Source organism: Rhizobium sp. RHZ02 (assembly GCF_014851575.1).
GTDB classification, from domain to species: domain Bacteria; phylum Pseudomonadota; class Alphaproteobacteria; order Rhizobiales; family Rhizobiaceae; genus Rhizobium; species Rhizobium altiplani.
Window position 1 is genome coordinate 148,889 of record NZ_JACUZX010000002.1, and the last position, 19,839, is coordinate 168,727.

At 60.3% G+C, this 19,839-nt stretch carries 18 protein-coding genes and 1 tRNA gene; 17 read left to right on the forward strand and 2 right to left on the reverse strand.

The features are described from left to right. Positions 1-56: 56 nt before the first annotated feature. The 4 genes from bcsA to IB244_RS03575 are packed head-to-tail and all read left to right on the forward strand — an operon-like array spanning position 57 to position 8,066. Positions 57-2,246 carry a UDP-forming cellulose synthase catalytic subunit gene (gene bcsA, locus IB244_RS03560; protein WP_025657998.1) on the forward strand — a complete coding sequence of 730 codons (2,190 nt, stop codon included), beginning with the start codon at positions 57-59 and terminating at the stop codon, positions 2,244-2,246. After that, on the forward strand, positions 2,246-4,720 hold the full coding sequence (locus IB244_RS03565; protein WP_192303202.1) for a cellulose biosynthesis cyclic di-GMP-binding regulatory protein BcsB: 2,475 nt from the start codon (positions 2,246-2,248) through the stop codon (positions 4,718-4,720). Before bcsA ends, IB244_RS03565 begins: the two co-directional genes overlap by 1 nt. Next, positions 4,717-5,766: a glycosyl hydrolase family 8 gene (locus tag IB244_RS03570; protein WP_018855956.1), complete on the forward strand. Its 1,050-nt coding sequence runs from the start codon at positions 4,717-4,719 to the stop codon at positions 5,764-5,766. Before IB244_RS03565 ends, IB244_RS03570 begins: the two co-directional genes overlap by 4 nt. Continuing rightward, positions 5,763-8,066, forward strand: coding sequence for a cellulose synthase (locus IB244_RS03575; protein WP_113469680.1), 2,304 nt, complete (start codon positions 5,763-5,765; stop codon positions 8,064-8,066). Before IB244_RS03570 ends, IB244_RS03575 begins: the two co-directional genes overlap by 4 nt. A 188-nt stretch (positions 8,067-8,254) precedes the next feature. Here IB244_RS03575 and IB244_RS03580 read toward each other — a convergent pair. Further along, positions 8,255-8,344 (reverse strand) — tRNA-Ser (locus tag IB244_RS03580). A 304-nt stretch (positions 8,345-8,648) separates the two neighbouring features. On the opposite strand from IB244_RS03580, the gene rplU reads away from it, so the two are divergent. The 11 genes from rplU (at position 8,649) to modC (ending at position 18,168) form a co-directional block, all read left to right on the forward strand. Further along, positions 8,649-8,966, forward strand: a complete 318-nt coding sequence (gene rplU / locus IB244_RS03585; protein ID WP_007528566.1) for a 50S ribosomal protein L21 — start codon at positions 8,649-8,651, stop codon at positions 8,964-8,966. Between the two features lie 35 nt (positions 8,967-9,001). Then, on the forward strand, positions 9,002-9,271 hold the full coding sequence (gene rpmA / locus IB244_RS03590) for a 50S ribosomal protein L27 (protein WP_018855954.1): 270 nt from the start codon (positions 9,002-9,004) through the stop codon (positions 9,269-9,271). A gap of 126 nt (positions 9,272-9,397) precedes the next feature. Next, a complete protein-coding gene (locus tag IB244_RS03595) occupies positions 9,398-10,054 on the forward strand; it encodes a GNAT family N-acetyltransferase (protein ID WP_026371618.1) in 657 nt (218 codons plus the stop codon). Continuing rightward, the gene (locus tag IB244_RS03600) at positions 10,051-10,638 is read left to right on the forward strand and encodes a GNAT family N-acetyltransferase (protein ID WP_026371617.1); all 588 of its coding nucleotides are present in this window, start codon (positions 10,051-10,053) and stop codon (positions 10,636-10,638) included. Before IB244_RS03595 ends, IB244_RS03600 begins: the two co-directional genes overlap by 4 nt. Before the next feature lie 277 nt (positions 10,639-10,915). Then, positions 10,916-11,998, forward strand: coding sequence for a GTPase ObgE (obgE, locus tag IB244_RS03605; RefSeq protein ID WP_113469681.1), 1,083 nt, complete (start codon positions 10,916-10,918; stop codon positions 11,996-11,998). After that, on the forward strand, positions 11,985-13,154 hold the full coding sequence (gene proB, locus IB244_RS03610; protein ID WP_018855950.1) for a glutamate 5-kinase: 1,170 nt from the start codon (positions 11,985-11,987) through the stop codon (positions 13,152-13,154). The genes obgE and proB overlap by 14 nt, the downstream gene beginning before the upstream one ends. Beyond that, positions 13,147-14,430 carry a glutamate-5-semialdehyde dehydrogenase gene (locus IB244_RS03615; protein ID WP_113469682.1) on the forward strand — a complete coding sequence of 428 codons (1,284 nt, stop codon included), beginning with the start codon at positions 13,147-13,149 and terminating at the stop codon, positions 14,428-14,430. The genes proB and IB244_RS03615 overlap by 8 nt, the downstream gene beginning before the upstream one ends. A 37-nt stretch (positions 14,431-14,467) precedes the next feature. Beyond that, complete coding sequence (locus IB244_RS03620) at positions 14,468-15,061, forward strand: nicotinate-nucleotide adenylyltransferase (RefSeq protein ID WP_246734327.1); 594 nt, start codon at positions 14,468-14,470, stop codon at positions 15,059-15,061. A gap of 481 nt (positions 15,062-15,542) precedes the next feature. Beyond that, positions 15,543-16,328 carry a molybdate ABC transporter substrate-binding protein gene (modA, locus tag IB244_RS03625; RefSeq protein WP_192303204.1) on the forward strand — a complete coding sequence of 262 codons (786 nt, stop codon included), beginning with the start codon at positions 15,543-15,545 and terminating at the stop codon, positions 16,326-16,328. Positions 16,329-16,402: 74 nt separating this feature from the next. Further along, positions 16,403-17,104, forward strand: coding sequence for a molybdate ABC transporter permease subunit (modB, locus tag IB244_RS03630; RefSeq protein WP_018855946.1), 702 nt, complete (start codon positions 16,403-16,405; stop codon positions 17,102-17,104). Continuing rightward, positions 17,101-18,168, forward strand: a complete 1,068-nt coding sequence (modC, locus tag IB244_RS03635) for a molybdenum ABC transporter ATP-binding protein (RefSeq protein WP_192303206.1) — start codon at positions 17,101-17,103, stop codon at positions 18,166-18,168. Before modB ends, modC begins: the two co-directional genes overlap by 4 nt. Here modC and IB244_RS03640 read toward each other — a convergent pair whose 3' ends face one another. Then, positions 18,169-18,540: a winged helix-turn-helix domain-containing protein gene (locus IB244_RS03640; protein ID WP_018855944.1), complete on the reverse strand. Its 372-nt coding sequence runs from the start codon at positions 18,538-18,540 to the stop codon at positions 18,169-18,171. A gap of 204 nt (positions 18,541-18,744) precedes the next feature. Between IB244_RS03640 and rsfS the strand changes: the two genes are divergently transcribed. Continuing rightward, entirely contained in the window at positions 18,745-19,188 is a 444-nt protein-coding gene (gene rsfS, locus IB244_RS03645; RefSeq protein ID WP_018855943.1) for a ribosome silencing factor, read from the forward strand. A 109-nt stretch (positions 19,189-19,297) separates the two neighbouring features. Beyond that, on the forward strand, positions 19,298-19,780 hold the full coding sequence (gene rlmH, locus IB244_RS03650; protein WP_113469685.1) for a 23S rRNA (pseudouridine(1915)-N(3))-methyltransferase RlmH: 483 nt from the start codon (positions 19,298-19,300) through the stop codon (positions 19,778-19,780). Positions 19,781-19,839 lie beyond the last annotated feature (59 nt).

The window sequence follows — 19,839 nt, forward strand, 5'->3', positions numbered from 1 at the left end:
CGTGAGACGGCTGCGGTGTTCCTAAGCGCCCGGCCCGCATTGTCAAAGGGATGTTGATGCATAAAGCCCGAAGCATCATTACGTGGGCCTTCGTTTCTCTGTGCGTGATCGTTCTGATCACATTGCCTGTGAACCTGCAGACACAGCTGATCGCGAGCTTTGTTGTCGTCGCCGTGATGGCGATCATCAAGGGGCTGAAGGCTGAAGGCACCTGGAGACTGATTGCGCTTGCCTTTGGCACCTCCATCGTTCTTCGCTATGTCTATTGGCGAACGACCAATACGCTGCCGCCGATCAACCAGCCGGAAAATTTCATCCCTGGCCTGCTGCTCTATCTCGCGGAAATGTATAGCGTGGCGATGTTGGCACTCAGCCTGTTCATCGTCGCCACGCCCTTGCCTCCGCGTCCATCGCGCGCGAGCAAGGAAGAGCGGTTTCCGCATGTCGACGTGTTCGTCCCCTCCTACAACGAGGACTCCCACCTTCTCGCCAACACGCTGGCCGCGGCAAAGGCCATGGATTATCCGGCCGAAAGACTGCACGTCTGGCTGCTGGATGACGGTGGTACACTGCAGAAGCGCAATTCCAACAAGCTTCTCGAAGCCCAGGCCGCGGTGGCGCGCCATGACGAACTCAAGAAGCTTTGCGAGGATCTCGACGTCCGCTACCTCACGCGTGACCGCAATGAGCATGCCAAAGCGGGCAACCTCAACAACGGAATGAAGCAATCAAGCGGCGAGCTGATCGCCGTGTTCGATGCGGACCACGCGCCGGCACGCGACTTCCTGCTCGAAACCGTCGGCTATTTCGACGACGATCCGAAGCTGTTTCTTGTCCAGACCCCGCATTTCTTCATCAATCCGGATCCGCTCGAACGAAATCTTCGAACCTTCGAGAGGATGCCGAGCGAGAACGAGATGTTTTACGGCATCATCCAGCGCGGTCTCGACAAATGGAATGCCGCCTTCTTCTGCGGTTCAGCCGCCGTCCTTAGCCGGAGGGCGCTCGAATCCCAGGGAGGCTTCAGCGGCATCAGCATCACCGAGGATTGCGAAACTGCGCTTGCGCTTCATGGCAGTGGATGGAACAGCATCTATGTGGACAAGCCGCTGATCGCCGGGCTGCAGCCCGCAACATTTGCGAGCTTCATCGGCCAGCGCAGCCGCTGGGCGCAGGGAATGATGCAGATCTTGCGTTTCCGTTTCCCGCTGCTGAAGCGTGGCCTGACACTGCCGCAACGCCTTTGCTATATGTCGTCGACGCTCTTCTGGCTCTTCCCCTTCCCGCGTACGATTTTCCTGTTCGCGCCGCTTTTCTATCTCTTCTTCGATCTTGAGATCTTCACGGCATCGGGCGGCGAGTTCCTGGCCTATACGCTTGCCTATATGCTCGTGAACCTGATGATGCAGAACTACCTCTACGGGTCCTTCCGCTGGCCGTGGATCTCGGAGCTCTACGAGTATGTCCAGACGGTCCACCTGCTCCCGGCGGTGGTTTCGGTCATGCTCAATCCGCGCAAGCCAACCTTCAAGGTGACGGCGAAGGACGAGTCGATTGCCGTCAGCCGCTTATCGGAAATCAGCCGGCCGTTCTTCGTGATCTTTGCTGTCCAGCTGATTGCTCTGGCGGTGACCATCTATCGCATCTATGCCGAGCCATATAAGGCCGATGTGACCTTGGTGGTCGGTGGCTGGAACGTCATCAACCTCATTATGGCCGGCTGTGCCCTCGGGGTCGTGTCCGAACGTGGCGAGCGGGCTGCGTCCCGACGCGTGCGTGTGAACCGGCGTTGTGAATTCGGGGTCGGTGGCAAGTGGTACACGGCATCGATCGAAGACGTGTCGGTGCACGGCGCGCGACTGCATGTTTTCAACAAGCAGCTGGATCCCATGGTGATCGGGACCGAGGGGGAAATTCGCTTTCAGCCTCATAGCGGCGCAAGCATGGAAACACTCCCCCTAATCGTCCGCAATATCCAGCCGTCCGGCGAGATCCTGGCCGTTGGCTGCCAATACATTCCGAAGCGCGCGCTCGACCACCGCCTGATCGCCGACCTGATCTTTGCGAATTCCGATCAGTGGACACAGTTCCAGCAGGCGCGACGCCATAACCCAGGCCTCATTCGAGGAACAATCTGGTTTCTCGGCCTTTCGCTCTATCAGACAAGCCGTGGCCTCGTGTACCTCTTCCGGAGCACGAGATCTGAGCGCGAGCGCCCGCATCAGGTCGCGAAGGCAGGAAACTGATGAGGAAGATCACATCAATCCTGGCGTTTCTCCTTTCCGCCTCCGCGGTTGCCTATGCACAGACCGCGCCCTTCGACATGTCGGGCGAGCGTGAGCAAGGGAGCGCCCCGATGGTGCCGCGCCTGACATTACCGGCCACGCCTGCGCCGGCGACCGGCCCGCAAACACCCTCCACGCCGCCTACACCCGCTGCTAACCCGACGCCACCATTCGCCATCGCACCCGCCTCACCGCCAGCCGCGGCTCAACCGCCGCCCGCGCAGGTGGAAGCGCCTCGCCCACAAACTGCCACGCCACCCCCTCTGCCTGCCGTCCAGTCAAGCCTAAGCGCCGCGCTTCGGAGATATGTTGTTCCGTTCGCCAAGCTCGGCCTGGATGGCGAGTATGATCGCAAGTCGTGGTCGGTCTACATCACGCCGGAGCAGGCCGCCGCGCCTGCAAAGTTCAACTTCGCCTATCAGAATGCGGTTGTTGTCGCCCCGGAGGCGTCACAACTGACCGTTCTTCTGAACAATCGGATCGTCGGCCAACAGGCGATCGCCTCACCGGATGCACCATCGAATGTCTCCTTTGATGTCCCAGCGGGACTGCTGCAACCGGGCGCAAATCTTCTGACATTCGAAGCCACACAACGCCACCGCACCGATTGTACCATTGAATCGACCTACGAGCTTTGGACGGATATCGACCCGGCCAAGACCTATCTGAGCTTCAGCGGTCAAGAGGCAGCGAAGTTTTCCAGCACGGACGCCATTCGCGCGATCGGCGTCGATGAAACCGGCAGGACGCAGTTCAATTTTGTCGTACCGGCACTCGAGCAGCCAGGCACGACAAAACCTCTTCTGCGCCTTGCCCAGGGACTCTCGGTTCTGAGCGGCATGCCGAACGAGACATTCTCCTTCAGCGCGGATGCACTGCCCCAGACTGGTCCCGGGCGCATGACTGTGGTTGTCGGAACGCCGGCAGAGCTCCAACCATTCTTCGCCCCCCCGCCGGCCGCGCAAGCGGCGCCGCTGGCCTCCTTTGTGACCGACCCGAAGTCGGGGGCACCCGTTCTTTTGATCAGCGGCCCGTCCTGGCCCGCAATTTCGGCCGCGATTGAAACCATTGTGTCGACGGTGGATCGGCCCGCGACCGCCATTCGCGATACGTTGGTAACCCAGCGTTGGAGCGCACCGGATGCACCGCTTGTTCTCTCGGCCACAAACCTGACATTTGCGCAGTTGGGCGTGAAGACAACGGAATTTTCGGGACGACGCTTCCGGACCAGTTTCAACATCGCCGTGCCGTCTGATTTCTACGCGAACGCCTATGGCGATGCGACGGTACTGCTGGACGCCGCCTTCACGCAGAATGTCCTGCCCGGCAGCCATATCGACATCTACGTCAACGGCAACATCGCTTCAACGGTGCCGATTTCATCAACGGGTGGGGGCATCTTCCGGCACTTGCCCATTCGCGTGACGATGCGGCATTTCAAGCCGGGCTTAAACACACTGTCTCTCGAAGCCATCCTGATGACGAAAGAGGACGACATATGCGTGCCGGGCACGACGGCCGGTACCACGCCGCGCTTTGCGCTCTTCGACACCAGCGAGATTCACATTCCGGACTTTGCCCGCATCGGGCAGCGACCAAACCTCGCCGGACTGTCAGGGACTGGCTATCCCTACAATCGCGCGACACAGCCCATTCCGCTGTTCATCGACCGGATTGATAGCGACACGCTGTCGGCGACGGCCACGCTACTCGGGCAAATGGCAGTGGTTGCCGGCCGCCCGCTCGACATTGAACCGGCCGCGACACCGGGCGCCATCGGCGAACGGGATGCGATTTTCATCGGCTCGATCTCGCAGATGCCGCCGGCCGTGTTGACGCAGTTGAATGTAGCAACGACCAGTCAGGCGTCCTGGCGACCGCCCGCCGCCGTCCAATCGAACCAGACCGAGCCTTCTGTGACCTTTGACGATTGGCGCGCCAAGGTCAGCGGCGGGGTATGGCGCGGGCAGATCACATCATTTCAGGAGTGGCTGCGCCGCAACTTCGACATTTCGCTGAGTTCACTGCAGTTCGTACCAGGGTCCGAGGAAGTCTTCACGCCCTCGAACGACGACAGCTTCTTGATCGCTCAGGGCAAAAGCGCTGCCGGGGGATCCTCCTGGACGATTGTAACGGCTCCTTCCGCCAAGGACCTGCGCGAGGGCGCCGAAGCCGTTACCACACAGGTCAACTGGCCGCAGATCGCAGGTCATATCACCACCTATTCCAGCAAGACCGGCAAGGTCGAAAGCGTCCCGGTCGGTCGCTTCGATTTCGTGGCCTCTCAGCCCTGGTCTCTCTCAAATTATCGCCTGATCGCTGCGAACTGGCTATCAACGAACATACTGTCCTATGCCTTCCTTCTGGTCGTCCTTTCGCTGCTGATCGGTGTTACCACGGCAAGCATGCTTTCCCGGCTGGGCAGGCGCGAATGAAGAGGTTGCTGAAACTGCTCTGCGCCGCAAGCTTCGCGGTTGTTGCTGTCTGCCAGCCCGCGCAGGCGCAAGGTCCCGGAATTAGCCCGCAGGCATGGGGCGCCTACAAGGCGAAGTTCCTGGATGCCAGCGGCCGCATCGTCGATGATGGCAACGGCAATATTAGCCACAGCGAAGGCCAGGGTTACGGCCTGCTGCTTGCCTACCTTGCCAACAACCCAGCTGACTTCGAACAGATATGGTACTTCACGCGCACCGAACTGTTGCTGCGCGATGACGGCCTGGCCGCCTGGAGATGGGATCCTGCCGTCACGCCGCATGTCACCGATAGCAACAATGCATCGGATGGCGATCTGCTGATCGCCTATGCGTTGGCCCTTGCGGGGTCTGCGTGGAACAAGACCGACTATATGGAGGCGGCTGCGAAGATGGCTCAGGCCCTTCTTTCGCATGTCGTCATCAGTTCAAACGGACACACCCTGTTGCTCCCTGGCGTCAGCGGTTTCAATTCCCCTGATCGCAAGGACGGCCCCGTCATCAATCCCTCCTACTGGGTGTATGAGGCGATCCCGGTCATGGCGCTCCTGGCCCCGTCCAACGCCTGGCAGAAGCTGTCGGACGACGGTCTGCAGCTGCTGCAGGCCATGCAGTTCGGACCACGAAAACTGCCCGCCGATTGGGTGAGCCTCAATCGCATGCCGGAGCCCGCAGCCGGCTTCGACGCGGAATTCGGATACAACAGCCTGCGCATCCCGCTCTATCTCGTGCGCGCGGGAGTTTCGGACAAGGCTCTGCTGTCAAGATTGCGAAAGGGAATGACCGCCGAGGAGGGCACTCCGGCGACAATCGACCTCTCGTCCGGCAAGCCGAAGGCGCTGCTGTCGGACCCGGGTTATCGAATTGTTAACGATGTCGTGGCCTGTGTGACGGAAGGAACCAAGCTGCCTGAGTCGTCGCAGCATTTTGAGCCGTCGCTCTACTATCCATCGACCCTTCATCTTCTTGGGTTGGCATTTGTCGGGGAGAAGCATCCGGAGTGTCTGTGAAATCCTCATCCGTTGCAATTGTCGTTGCGGTGGCGGTGGCTGGTCTGGTGACCGCCCTGAGGGACCGCGTGGCACTTCAGGAGATGCTGGGCTTCGGGCAGTCGGGTCACGCAGCTGCGCCACAATTCATGCTCATGGGTCGTGTCACGGGACCGGAAACCAGTCCCAAGCCGCAGATCGACGTCCAGGCCATTGCCGATCGGCTACACGCAGCAACACTGGTTCCGCCGCTTCCTCAACAGGGTGAGACCGCCGGTGACGAGGCCGAAAAGTCGTTGATGGTCGCGCAGGCGCCTCAACAGCAGCCTACGGCGGCTCAGCCAGCCAAGTCAGCCCAGCCGAAAGTCGATGAGAGTGCCTTGCGCTATTTCGCCAGCCGCGGCGACAAGGCGCGCCTGCAGGCCGAGATCGCGCGGCTTCAGGCGCTGTACCCGAACTGGGTGCCGCCCGCCGATCCTCTGGCCGTTCCGCAGAGTGGCGACAGGCAGCTGGAGCAGATGTGGCAACTGTATTCGGAGGGACGCTACGCGGAACTCCGCAAGGCGATTGCCGACCGGCAGGCGTCCGAATCGGGATGGCAGCCGCCGCCTGACCTGCTTGACCGGCTGGATGTCGCCGAGGCCCGCGCGCGCCTCGTCAATGCGTCGGACCTGAAGCAATATGCAACCGTCGTCCAGATCGGCGCCAATACACCGAGCCTCCTGACATGCAGCGACATCGACGTGCTATGGCGGGTTGCCGAAGCTTTCGCGAAGACCGATCGCGCACCGCGCGCCCGGGATGCCTATGTCTATATCCTGAAGAATTGCACAAATCCGCAAGAGCGTGTGGCGACCATTCAGAAGGCGGCCGCCTTGCTTTCCTACGCAGTGATGCAGGATCTCCTGGCGCTTGAACGCCCCGATGGCAACGGCGGCCGCGAATTCGATGGCATTCGCAATGAGCTTGCCCGCCGCTTTGTCGCCGCCGGCAACGATGACCCCGATCTGGCTGTGGCGCCGGCTTATCTTTCAATCGTGCAACGACTTGCTGAAACGGAGCGGCTGGCATCCGACAGCCTTCTTCTCGGCTGGTACCAGCTTCGCCGGGAAAACTATCCCGATGCGGAAAGATGGTTTCGGGCAGCGCGGGAGAAGGAAGACTCGGCAATCGCTTCCCAGGGTCTGGCGCTGGCGCTGATTGCCGAGAAGAAACCGCAAGAGGCGGAGGACGTCATGTACAAGTGGCGTGGTGCCTCCAAGGATGCGACCGCGACATATCTTGCTGCGACGGCGAACCTGATGGCCCTGCAGCCGCCTGCCAACCTCAGCGAAGAGGTACTTTCGCGCATCGCCAGCGAAATCATTGCCCAGAAATATGTGCCGACGGCACAGCAATTCGGCTGGTTTGCCCGCACTCTCAATCAACCGCAAACAGCGGCGCGCTGGTTCGAGACGGCGCTACGCTGGAAGCCGGATGACGAACCGTCCGCTTACGGATTGGCCATCACGCGCCAGCAGTTGCAGGACCGGGCGGGCGTAGTTGAGATCCAGCGCCTGTGGGCTGGCAGGTCCGAGCGCATCGCACAGTTGGGTGAGGCCACGAACCAACGGACCACAACACCTCCCCTGCCCGCCCCTCCCGGGCAGATGGTGCCGCAAGGTCCAACGGCCGCGTCACCGGAGATCGTCCGGGCACCGCCGGAGCGCATCGAAAGTGCAAATCCGCCAGCCATCACAGAGGTCGTACGCCAGCCTCCGATGCAAACCGTTACGGTTCGTCGCGGTGCACGGCAACTGCGCGGATGTACGACCACGGTCAATGCGCAACTGCTCGATCCGGAAACCGCACTGTCACGTGGCTGGTGCCTGATGGACATCAATCGTCCGATGGAGGCAGCCAAGGCTTTCGAGGCAGCGCTCGCCAGTCCAAACCGCAAGACGCGCGAGGACGCAGCCTATGGCCAGAGCCTCGCCTTCCTGCGCGCCGGCCTATCCAACAATGCTGCCGTAGCCGCGACGAAGGCACCGCAGACGCAACAGCGCGCGGCCGAATTGCAGATTGCGATCCTGGCCGACCGAGCTCTCGCCGCCTTCGATGCAAAGCGCTATCGCGAGGCCTTGATATATCTCGATCAGCGCGCCCAGCTTCGCCAGGAACCGATCGATCTGATGGTGCTGCGCGGATATGCCTACCTGAACATGAAGATGTACGGCGATGCCGAGCGGATATTCACTGCCGCGGCCTCGACCGGCAACAAGGATGCAAACCGCGGTCTGGCCGATCTGAAGGCATCGACGCATCCTGATACCGTCGATTAGCGATAACGAGGATTGCTCTGCTGGCGCATGCATGTTGGCGTGAGCGGTGCCATTCAGCGTGCAGCTCACGCGGTCGCCGCGAGCATGGTCGCCGGGCGCACTTCACGCGCTGGATCCGACTCGTTACCAAGACGGGCTCCGCCGCCGGAGTTAGAGAAAACCACAACAAGGCAGCTAATTGGGGAAAATGGCGGAGAGGGTGGGATTTGAACCCACGATACCCTTGCAGGTATGCCGCATTTCGAGTGCGGTGCATTCGACCACTCTGCCACCTCTCCGCGGTCAGGTCGGCGCTTATTCGGCGCGGGGGGCTACATAGCGACAGAATGACGGGCTGGCAAGACGAAATCTCAAAGCTTTTCATCCTTTTGCCTTGACAGTTTTTTTATGCTCGCGTATCTCGGCTGCGCAATAGGTGTGGATAAGTCCGCGCCTTGCATGCTTCGCGCTCGCGAGGCACATCACCGGCAGCGAGAGTTCTGGGCTAAAGCCTTTGAAATCCCTGCTTAACCTCGACTGATAAAAAGACGGCCACCTGCTGATTGGCGGGCACGAGCCGGAACGAACATGAAAGGATAAAAAATGTTCGCAGTCATCAAGACCGGCGGTAAGCAGTACCGTGTGGCGGCAAACGACGTGCTGACCATCGAGAAGCTTGAAGCAACCGCTGGCGACGCAATTGAATTCACCGAAGTCCTCGTAATCGGCGAAGGCGCCGACGCTGCGATTGGTGCTCCCTTCGTCAAGGGCGCTTCCGTCAAGGCCGAAGTGGTCGAGCACAACCGCGGCAAGAAGGTCATCGCCTTCAAGAAGCGCCGTCGTCAGAACTCGAAGCGTTCGCGCGGCCATCGCCAGCACCACACTGTTGTCCGCATCACGGACATCGTGGCTGCTAAGTAAGATCACGGGACTTTAAGGTTTAAAGGAGAACACCAATGGCACACAAAAAAGCTGGCGGTTCATCGCGCAACGGTCGTGATTCCGAATCCAAGCGCCTTGGCGTGAAGAAGTTCGGTGGCGAAACCGTCATCGCAGGCAACATCATCGTGCGTCAGCGCGGTACGCAGTGGCATCCGGGCGCCAACGTCGGCCTCGGCAAGGACCACACCATTTTTGCGCTTACGGCCGGCAATGTGAACTACCGTACGAAGGCCAATGGCCGCGTGTACGTGTCTGTAATGCCGAAAGCGGAAGCAGCGGAATAAGCCGGTAGCGCTCTAAAACAGCCGGCGTCTCATCGACCCGGCTGAGCGTATCAGGTTCAGTCCAGAAAACAGGGGAGATGGGGCGCCATCTCCCCTTTTTTCTTGTCCAACGAAGGAGGACTGAACATGCAAGGCGAACTATTGAGGGAAGGCCAATCGCGGTCTTTCAGGGAAGACCAGCGGTCTCCCAAGGAACGGCTGAGGCCGGAGCGGTTAAGGACCGATTGCCCTGTCTTACTCTCGGAGCGGCTCGTCATGCGCGCACCGCACGAAGAAGACATCGACGCCCTTGCCCATCTTGCCAACAACGCCAAAGTCGCCACCATGGTGTCGCGCATGCCGCACCCGTATACGGCCAATGATGCCGCCGACTTCGTGCGACGCACGAAAAATGGCGAGATTGGCAAGTGCGTCTATGCGATCACCAAGGCCGAGAACGGCGCCTTTGTAGGGTGCTGCGGGGTCGAACCGCATCTTGACGGGCGGACCGTCGAGATCGGGTACTGGCTTGGAGAACCGTACTGGAATCAAGGCTTTATGACCGAGGCATGCCATGCTTTGGTCGATATGGTCTTTCGCACGCGTCAGGATGTCGATCAGATCGATGCTCGTTGCCGGGTGATGAACGTCGCTTCGCGGCGGGTCATCCAGAAGTGCGGTTTCCAGTTCCAGGGATCGGGGTTGGCGGCATCGCTGGCTCTCGGCAGCAATGTGCCCGTCGAATGGTACAGGCTCGACCGCAAGACCTGGATGTCGCTGAGAAGCTGGGGGAGCGTCCTATGAACGCGATCAGCCTTCAGAGACCCAGGAGCCAGTCGATGACGCCCGGCCCATTGCCGGTCATCACCACCGACCGGCTGGTGCTCCGCCCGCACAGGCTGAGCGATGCCGATGCGATCGCGGACACGCTGTCCGACTTCGCCGTTACCCGCATGCTCGCGCGCGTTCCTGCGCCTTATGACAGGCAGGACGCACTCGACTGGCTGGTTCCGGTGACGGCGGGTGGCATGGCCGACTGGCAGTTTGCCATCACGACTGGCGACGACGCTCATATCGGCGTCGCCGCCATCGAGCTTCGCCATGGCCTTTGGCACCTCGGTTACTGGCTGAACCGCTTCTACTGGCGGCGCGGCTATATGAGCGAGGCGGTAACGGCGGTGCTGGAGCGCTTTTCGCGCCGTATGCCGGAGACGACGGTTCATTCCGGGGTCTTCGCGGACAACCCGGCTTCGTTGAAGCTGCAGGAAAGGCTCGGCTTCCGCATGACCGGTTGCAGCGAAATCTACAGCTTCGCCCGCAACACCATGGTCACGCATGTCGAGACGATGCTGAAGCCGGGTGCCCTGCAACAGGCCAGGATTGCTTGAGACGAATGCGAGGCGTCCCGATCGTCGGGGCGCCTCAACCCCAACTACCGAATAACGACCCAGATGCGGAAATGGTCGGAGCTATGTCGATCTTCGCGGATTTCAGGTTGCTGGATGCGATGATGTTGCCGAACGGTCGAGGTCGTAGATACCATCAAGACCGCAACCGTACTGTATGCTATAGCTCGCAAACCTCACGATAATCCTTTGACCTCCGATTGAACCGCCTATATCGAAAGCGGCAAGAGGAGCGATGAACGGCCACAATGGAAGTAAGATGAAATTTCTCGACGAAGCAAAAGTCTACATCAAGTCCGGAGACGGCGGCGCGGGCAGCGTCTCGTTCCGACGCGAGAAGTTCATCGAGTTTGGTGGCCCCGATGGCGGTGACGGCGGACGCGGCGGTGATGTCTGGGTCGAGGCGGTCAACGGTCTCAATACACTGATCGACTTCCGCTACCAGCAGCACTTCAAGGCCAAGATCGGTACGCACGGGATGGGCAGGGACCGTACCGGCGCCAATGGTGAGCACGTGACACTTAAGGTGCCCGTCGGCACGCAGATTTTCGAGGAAGACAAGGAAACGCTCATTTGCGATCTCACCGAGGAAGGCCAACGCTACCGGCTCGCTACCGGCGGCAATGGTGGCTTCGGAAATGCGCACTTCAAATCCTCGGTCAACCAGGCGCCGGACTGGGCCAATCCCGGTCTTCCCGGTGAGGAAAAGACAATCTGGCTGCACTTGAAGCTGATTGCAGACGCTGGCCTTGTTGGATTGCCGAATGCCGGCAAGTCCACGTTCCTTGCAGCCGTCACCCGTGCCCGGCCGAAGATTGCAAATTATCCCTTTACGACGTTGCACCCGAACCTGGGTGTCGCGACCGTTGACGGTCAGGAATTCGTCCTTGCCGACATTCCGGGGCTGATCGAAGGCGCGCATGAAGGCGTCGGGATCGGTGACCGCTTCCTCGGCCACGTCGAGCGTACGCGCGTTCTGTTGCATCTCGTTTCCTCGCAAGAGGAAGAGGTCGGCAAGGCCTACACGACCGTCCGGCGCGAACTCGAGGCCTATGGCAGTGATCTTGGCGAAAAGGTCGAGATCGTCGCCCTGTCGCAGATCGACGTTCTCGATGACGCCACCTTGAAGAAGAAGACGAGGGAACTGGCCAAGGCCTGCGGCAAGACGCCGTTCCAGATTTCCGCGGCGACGGGCAAGGGGATGACGGAAGTGCTGCGAGCCTTGCGGGATGTCATTGTCGAGGCGAATGCCGGCGGGGCGGAAAAGCTCGCCAAGGCACCGAAGCTCCGCCATCGCGATACGGTGTCGGATGATGAAGGCGAGGCCCATGACGACGCGTAAGTCGCTTGAGCGCTATCGCCGCATCGTCATTAAAATCGGCTCGGCTCTCCTCGTCGATCGCAAGACCGGTCTGAAGAAGGCGTGGCTCGACGCAATGTGCCGCGATATTGCGGCCATGAAGGCCAAGGGCGTCGACGTCCTTGTTGTTTCGTCCGGCGCGATTGCTCTCGGCCGATCGGTCCTCGATCTCCCTTCGGGAGCCCTGAAGCTCGAAGAAAGTCAAGCATCGGCGGCCGTCGGCCAGATCGCTCTGGCGCGTGCCTGGTCGGAAAGTCTGTCCCACGACGAGATCGTTGCTGGTCAGATCCTTTTGACGCTCGGCGATACGGAAGAGCGCCGTCGCTATCTCAACGCGCGTGCCACCATCAATCAGCTCCTGAAGATCGGCGCCGTGCCGATTATCAACGAGAATGATACCGTTGCTACCAGCGAAATTCGCTACGGCGACAATGATCGCCTGGCTGCGCGGGTCGCGACCATGACCGGTGCTGATCTGCTGATTCTGCTGTCCGATATTGACGGTCTCTATACGGCGCCGCCGCACCTCGATCCGCAGGCGGAATTTCTTGCCACGATCGCCGAGATCACGCCTGAAATCGAAGCGATGGCGGGTGGCGCTGCGTCCGAGCTGTCGCGTGGCGGCATGCGCACCAAGATCGACGCCGGCAAGATTGCGACGACGGCCGGCTGCGCAATGATCATCGCCTCAGGCAAGGCGGACAGCCCGCTCTCGGCGATCGAGAATGGCGCGCGCTCCTCTTGGTTTGCTCCTTCAGGGACGCCCGTCACGGCGCGAAAGACTTGGATTGCTGGTCAGTTGCAGCCGGCGGGCGAACTCCACGTCGACGAGGGTGCCGTTGTTGCGCTCGGCGCCGGCAAGAGCCTGCTTCCTGCCGGGGTTCGCAAGGTTGTCGGGCTTTTCAGCCGCGGCGATACGGTGGCGATCGTCGGCCCGCATGGCCGGGAGATCGCGCGCGGACTTGCTGGCTACGATGCCGAAGAGGCGCGGCAGATTACCGGCCGCAAGTCGACGGAGATCGAGGCAATCCTCGGCTACGCGGGACGTGCGGCAATGATCCATCGCGATGACATGGTGATGACGTCGCAGATCAGTTCAAAATCGGAAAGGCAGAAGAAGGACACAAGCTATGCTTGATACAGTTGCGCCGAGCCCTGACATTGACGCGCTGATGAATGACATCGGCCGCAAGGCCAAGGCTGCGGCGCGACCGTTAGGCTTTGCGTCCACTGAAGCCAAAAACAAGGCGCTGAACGCCATGGCGGATGCGATCCTCGCCACCAAGGATCACATCCTCGCCGAGAATGCCAAGGATCTGAAAGATGTCGCCGGCACGGACATGCTCGCATCCTTCGTCGATCGTCTGACACTGACCGACAAGCGCATTGCCGAGATGGCCGAGGGTATCCGCGCGATCGCGGCGCTGAAGGATCCGGTCGGCGAGGTGATCGCCGCCTGGGAACGCCCGAATGGACTGAAGATCGAGCGCGTTCGGACGCCGCTCGGTGTCATCGGTGTGATCTTCGAGAGCCGTCCGAACGTCACGGCGGATGCCGGCGCGCTCTGCCTGAAAGCCGGCAATGCGGTCATTCTGCGTTGCGGCTCGGATTCCCGGCGCTCATCGCACGCAATTCATGCCTGCCTCGTGCAGGGCCTGAAGGCCGCGGGACTTCCAGAGCATGCCATTCATCTCGTGCCGACAACCGATCGAGCTGCCGTCGGCGCGATGCTGCGCGGATTGGATGGTGCGATCGACGTTATCGTTCCGCGCGGCGGCAAGAGCCTTGTTGCGCGTGTCCAGAACGAGGCGAGGGTGCCCGTCTTCGCGCACCTTGAGGGGCTTTGCCATATCTATGTGGATGCATCGGCCGATCTCGGCATGGCCAAGGAGATCGTCGTCAACGCCAAGATGCGGCGCACCGGTATCTGCGGTGCGGTGGAAACGATTCTCGTCGACAGCGCCGTGGCCAAGAGCCATCTTCGCCCGCTGCTGGAGGCCCTTGCTGGAGCCGGTTGCGAAATCCGCGGTTCGGCTGCGGTCGTCCAGGCAATGCCTGGCGCGAAGGCGGCCACCGAGGAGGACTGGTCGACCGAGTATCTGGATGCCATCGTTTCGGTTGCTGTCGTCGATGGCATTTCGGGTGCGATCGAGCACATCCAGACCTATTCCTCGAACCACACCGAGGCGGTGATTGCCGACGATCCCGATGTGGTGCAGAGGTTCTTCACCGAGGTTGATTCCGCGATCCTGCTGCACAATGCATCGACGCAGTTTGCCGATGGCGGCGAGTTCGGGATGGGTGCCGAGATCGGCATTGCGACCGGCAAGATGCATGCCCGCGGCCCTGTCGGCGTCGAGCAGCTCACCTCCTTCAAATACCGCGTGCACGGCACCGGACAGACCCGGCCCTGACGTGATCAACGACGAAATCGACCGGCGCCATCTTCGCATGCCGCATAGCGAGCGGGGCATGGTGGTCGGTCTTTTCGGCGGTTCCTTCAATCCGCCGCATGACGGACATGCGCTGGTCGCCGAAATCGCGATCAAGCGGCTCGGCCTCGACCAGCTATGGTGGATGGTCACGCCCGGGAACCCGCTGAAGGATCGGCGACATCTGCTGCCGCTTGCCGAGCGCATCGCTCTGAGCGAGCGGCTAGCCCGACACCCTTCGATCAAGGTCACCGCGTTCGAACGCGATTTCGCGACGAGTTTCACGGCAAACACGCTGGCGCGCGTCAAGGCGCGCAACCCACATGTCCATTTCATCTGGATCATGGGGGCCGACAGCCTGAAGACTTTCCATCAGTGGCAACGCTGGCAGGATATCGTCAACACATTTCCGATTGCCGTGATCGACCGCCCGGGCTCCACGCTGTCGTTCCTGTCATCGAAGATGGCGAGGACGTTCGATTTTGCCCGCGTTGACGAAGATGATTCCCGCGCGCTCTGGAAGCGCCAGGCACCAGCCTGGACCTTCATACACGGTCCGCGCTCCAGTCATAGCTCGACGGCTATCCGCGCTACGAACGGCACCGTAAAATAGTTCGACTTTTCAGGGAAGACGTACAAATGAAAAGCCCGACGGGGGAGGAGATCCGTCGGGCTTCGTAAACTCGATCGACAACTGGGAGGAGGAGTGTTGTCGATCCTATCCAACGGCTTTGGGAGGAGGAGATCGCCGTTCGATGAGTGTGTTGTACCATAGTGCCCGGATTCTTGAAGCGGGTCCATTGCATTGCAGCAATGCGCTACAAGCATGGCCGTAGCCAAAACCCTCCTCTATTTTGCCCAATTCTTTGGCATTCGAGACGATTTTCGTCGAGATTTCAAACTCCTGTCGGTTTCCCCCCTAAAATGGCGGGGAATTTTCGCCGTTTTTGGAACTGGGATCTCCGCAGTCATGCGCATCACGAATGTGTGAAGTCTGAGACGCGCAGACGGTTATGCTTGCCAAAATATAGCGCTAGCCAAGTCGCAAGCGACGTTATATTTCTACAGATATTTCCAAAGCTTCGGGAGAGATCATGCACAGTCGTCGCCAATGGATGAAGTTTGCCGTCACAGCCATTTCGGCTGTCTTCTTAGGCGTTGCCGCAACGCCAGCCGCCGCTGCGGAAAAGGTCAGCGTTTTTGCAGCGGCCAGCCTGAAGAACGCCCTTGATGCAGCGAATGCCGCGTGGGCGAAGGAAGCCGGCAAGGAGGCCGTCGCCTCGTATGCTGCGAGCTCAGCGCTTGCAAAGCAAATTGAAGGCGGCGCACCCGCCGACATCTTCATCTCCGCCGACCTGGACTGGATGGACTATCTTGCGAAGAAGAATCTGATCAAGGCCGACAGCCGGTCCAATCTTTTGGGCAACCGAATCGTACTTGTCGCAACCAGGGACCACGCCAAGCCGGTCGAGATCAAAAAGGGCTTCGAGCTCGCCACGCTGCTCGGTGATGGCAAGCTCGCCATGGGTGAGGTGAAGTCGGTTCCGGCCGGCAAGTACGGCAAGGCTGCGCTTGAAGCGCTGGGCGTCTGGCCCTCGGTTGAGGCGAAGGTTGCCGGAGCTGAAAGCGTTCGCGCCGCGCTCGCGTTGGTATCGCGCGGCGAGGCGCCCTATGGCGTTGTCTACCAGACCGACGCCTCCGCGGACCCGGGCGTTGCCGTTGTCGGCACCTTCCCGGCGGATTCGCACCCGCCGATCATTTATCCGGTCGCTATTCTGTCCGAGAGCAAGAACCCAGACGCCGCGGCATACCTCGACTTCCTGAAATCGGAAAAGGTGGCTCATTTCTTTACCAAGCAGGGCTTCACCATCTTGAAATGATTGCGAATTCTCGCACGAAGACATAGCGTGAGAAGGCCCGTCGATACGGGCCTTCTATTTTTGGAGAGAATGGCTTGGACGCACTCGGCCTGAGCGATGATGAATGGACGGCAATCTTGCTCAGCCTGCGCGTGTCGGTGGTGGCGATGCTGGCCAGCCTGCCATTCGGCATCGGCGTTGCGCTGCTGCTGGCGCGGGGGCGGTTTTGGGGTAAGTCCGTTCTCAACGGTGTCGTTCATTTGCCGCTGATCCTCCCGCCTGTCGTCACGGGCTTCATTTTGCTGATCCTTTTCGGGCGGCGCGGACCGATCGGCAGCTTTCTCGATCACTACTTCGGCATCGTGTTTTCGTTTCGCTGGACGGGTGCCGCGCTCGCCTGCGGGGTCATGGCCTTTCCGTTGATGGTGCGCAGCATCCGGCTGTCGATCGAAGCGGTCGATCGAAAGCTGGAAGAGGCAGCCGGCACCTTGGGAGCCAGCCCATTCTGGGTTTTCATGACGATAACATTGCCGCTTACCCTGCCTGGCATCATAGCAGGAATGATCCTTTCCTTTGCGAAGGCCATGGGGGAGTTCGGAGCGACCATCACCTTCGTTTCCAACATCCCGGGGGAAACGCAGACGCTTTCGGCGGCGATCTACTCCTTCACGCAGGTCCCGGGTGGTGATGCCGGCGCCCTGCGGTTGACGCTCGTCGCTATCGTGATTTCAATGGCTGCCTTGCTTGCCTCGGAATTGCTGTCGCGCATCGTCGGCCGGAGGATTGATCCGGAATGACGCTTGTCGTGAAAGCAAAACAGCGGCTTGGTGCATTCGCGCTCGATGCCGCGTTTACCTCGGGGCGCGGGATCACCGCGCTTTTCGGCCGTTCCGGCTCTGGTAAGACCTCTATGATCCGTATCATTGCCGGGTTGGCGCGGCCCGACGCGGGCCAGGTCGTCCTCGATGGCGAAGTCCTGACAGATACCGAGCGGCGGATCTTTGTCGCCAAGCATCGACGGAGGTTCGGTTATGTCTTCCAGGAGGCGCGGCTGTTCCCGCACCTCAGTGTCCGTCACAACCTGTCCTATGGCCGGTGGTTTGCCAGAGCCACCGGTTCGGCAGAGGGATTGGATCATATTGTTTCGTTGCTGGGCATCGAAAGCCTGCTCGAGCGAAGGCCGGAAAAGCTCTCCGGTGGCGAGAGGCAGCGCGTTGCCATTGGGCGAGCCCTGCTTTCGGCTCCCCGTCTGCTGTTGATGGACGAGCCGCTGGCGGCGTTGGATGACGCCCGGAAAGCCGAGGTCATGCCCTATCTCGAGCGCCTGCGCGACGAGATGGACATTCCGATCGTCTATGTCAGTCATTCGATCGCCGAAGTCGCCCGCCTCGCCAATCAGGTCGTGGTCATGCGCGACGGAAAGGTGGAAGCAGTCGGCTCAGCCGTGGATGTGCTAAGCCATCCGCCTGCATCATTCGAGCGGCGTGATGCGGGGGCTCTTCTTGAAGGGACGGTGGAGAGCCTCGACGTGCAGCACCGCATTGCGACAATTGCCCTGAAATCAGCTCGGCTTCACGTCCCGGGAGCGATGCTAAACCTCGGTAAGCCCGTTCGCGTCCGCATTCCATCTCGCGACGTGATGCTGGCGATGAGAAAGCCGGAAGCGCTGAGCGCGCTCAACGTGCTTGAAGGTACCGTTCAGAACATGACGCAGGCAGACGACGCGACCATTGACGTTCTCGTCGATTGCGGTGGGGACACCATTCTTTCCCGGATCACAAGCTTTTCGGCAGAGCGGCTGGGCGTGCGGATTGGGTCGCCTGTTTTTGCTGTGATAAAGACGGTCGCGCTTGAGCCATGATCAGCGATTGCTTTCAGGCGATCGGTTGGCCTCCAGCCATGCCAGTTCTTCCGCAAGAGTGGTTTTCATCATCTGCTCCATCTTGCGAAAGCGGGCGAGGAGCTCATCGCCGAACGGCGTCAGCGCCGCACCTCCACCTTTTGGGCCGCCGCGCTGGGACTCGACGACGGGCTCGCGAAACATCCGGTTCATATCGCTGACAAGCAACCAGGCGCGACGATAGGACATGTCCATCGCCCTGCCTGCCGCGGAAATCGATCCCGTTTCCCTGATATGTTCGAGCAGTTCCATCTTGCCGCGCCCGAGGCGGTCTTCATGAGGAAAACTGATGCGGAGTATCGGTGTGAGCGTATCAACGGCGGGGCTTTTCATCGGCAAGTCTTCTATAGTCGAAAACGATCTTACTTTACGTGTGGTTGCAAGGACTGTACACAGCCGGGCCACATTCGGTCTTTCATCCACAGATGATCTATCGCGTCAAATGGTCGTTCACGCTTTGTGATTGTGCGCGTCTTGAAACGTTAATGGTTTGGTGCCTATCTTAACTATGATTTGGTCACCAAATCAGTGATGTGCATGTTTTGTCATTCCGAGAAAGGGAAAGCACTGACAACAGTACACGCCAAGGGAAAAACGCTTGCCGTTGTCCCGAAGAGCCCGGAACGTGGCGCCGATGCTGCCGCCCGCGCCCTGCACGCCGTCCTCACTAGCCTTGAGGACTCTAAGGCTGAAGATATCGTCACCATCGACATTGCTGGAAAATCGGCACTGGGAGACTTCATGGTCGTCGTCTCCGGGCGCTCGAGCAGGCATGTCATGGCGATCTCGGACCACCTGCTGTCTGATCTCAAAGACGAGGGCCTTGGAAGCGCCCGCGTCGAGGGTCAGGAAGGCGGCGATTGGATCCTGATCGACACCGGCGATGTCATCGTCCATGTCTTTCGTCCAGAAATACGCGAGTTCTACAACATCGAAAAGATGTGGGCCGCGCCCGATATGGACGAGGAAACGGTGCACTAACAGGCTGCTGGACGCTGTGTCCGCGGCCTGATAGACGGCATTTATTGGCCGGACGAATCCGGCTGGCGGCAGGTGTGTGCCGCCGGTTGCCGAACTGCGGGAGCGGATGATGCGTGTTGGTCTTTTTGCGGTGGGGCGGCTGAAGTCCGGCCCCGAGAAGGATCTTGCGGCCCGCTATTTCGATCGCTTTGCCAAGGCCGGTCCTGCGGTCGGCCTCGAATTCTCCCGCGTGGCCGAAGTGGCTGAAAGTCGTGCGTCGAATGCCGATACGCGCAAGCGCGATGAAGCGGCGATGCTGCAGAAGTCGTTGTCCGAGGGGAGTGTTCTCATCCTGTTGGACGAGCGCGGCAAGGCGCTGGACAGTGAAGGCTTTGCCAATCTCCTTGGAAACTATCGCGACCAGGGCAAGCGCGACCTGATGATTGCCATCGGCGGTGCCGATGGCCTCGATCCGTCGCTATACGACGTTGCCGATGCAACCCTCTGTCTCGGCAAGATGACTTGGCCGCATCAGTTGGTTCGCACGCTCATCGCCGAGCAGCTTTATCGAGCCGTCACGATCCTTTCCGGCCACCCCTATCATCGCGTCTGATGGATTGCGTTGCTCACGTGAGCGTGTCCGTCCTGGTGTGCTCAGTCCCTCAATCGATC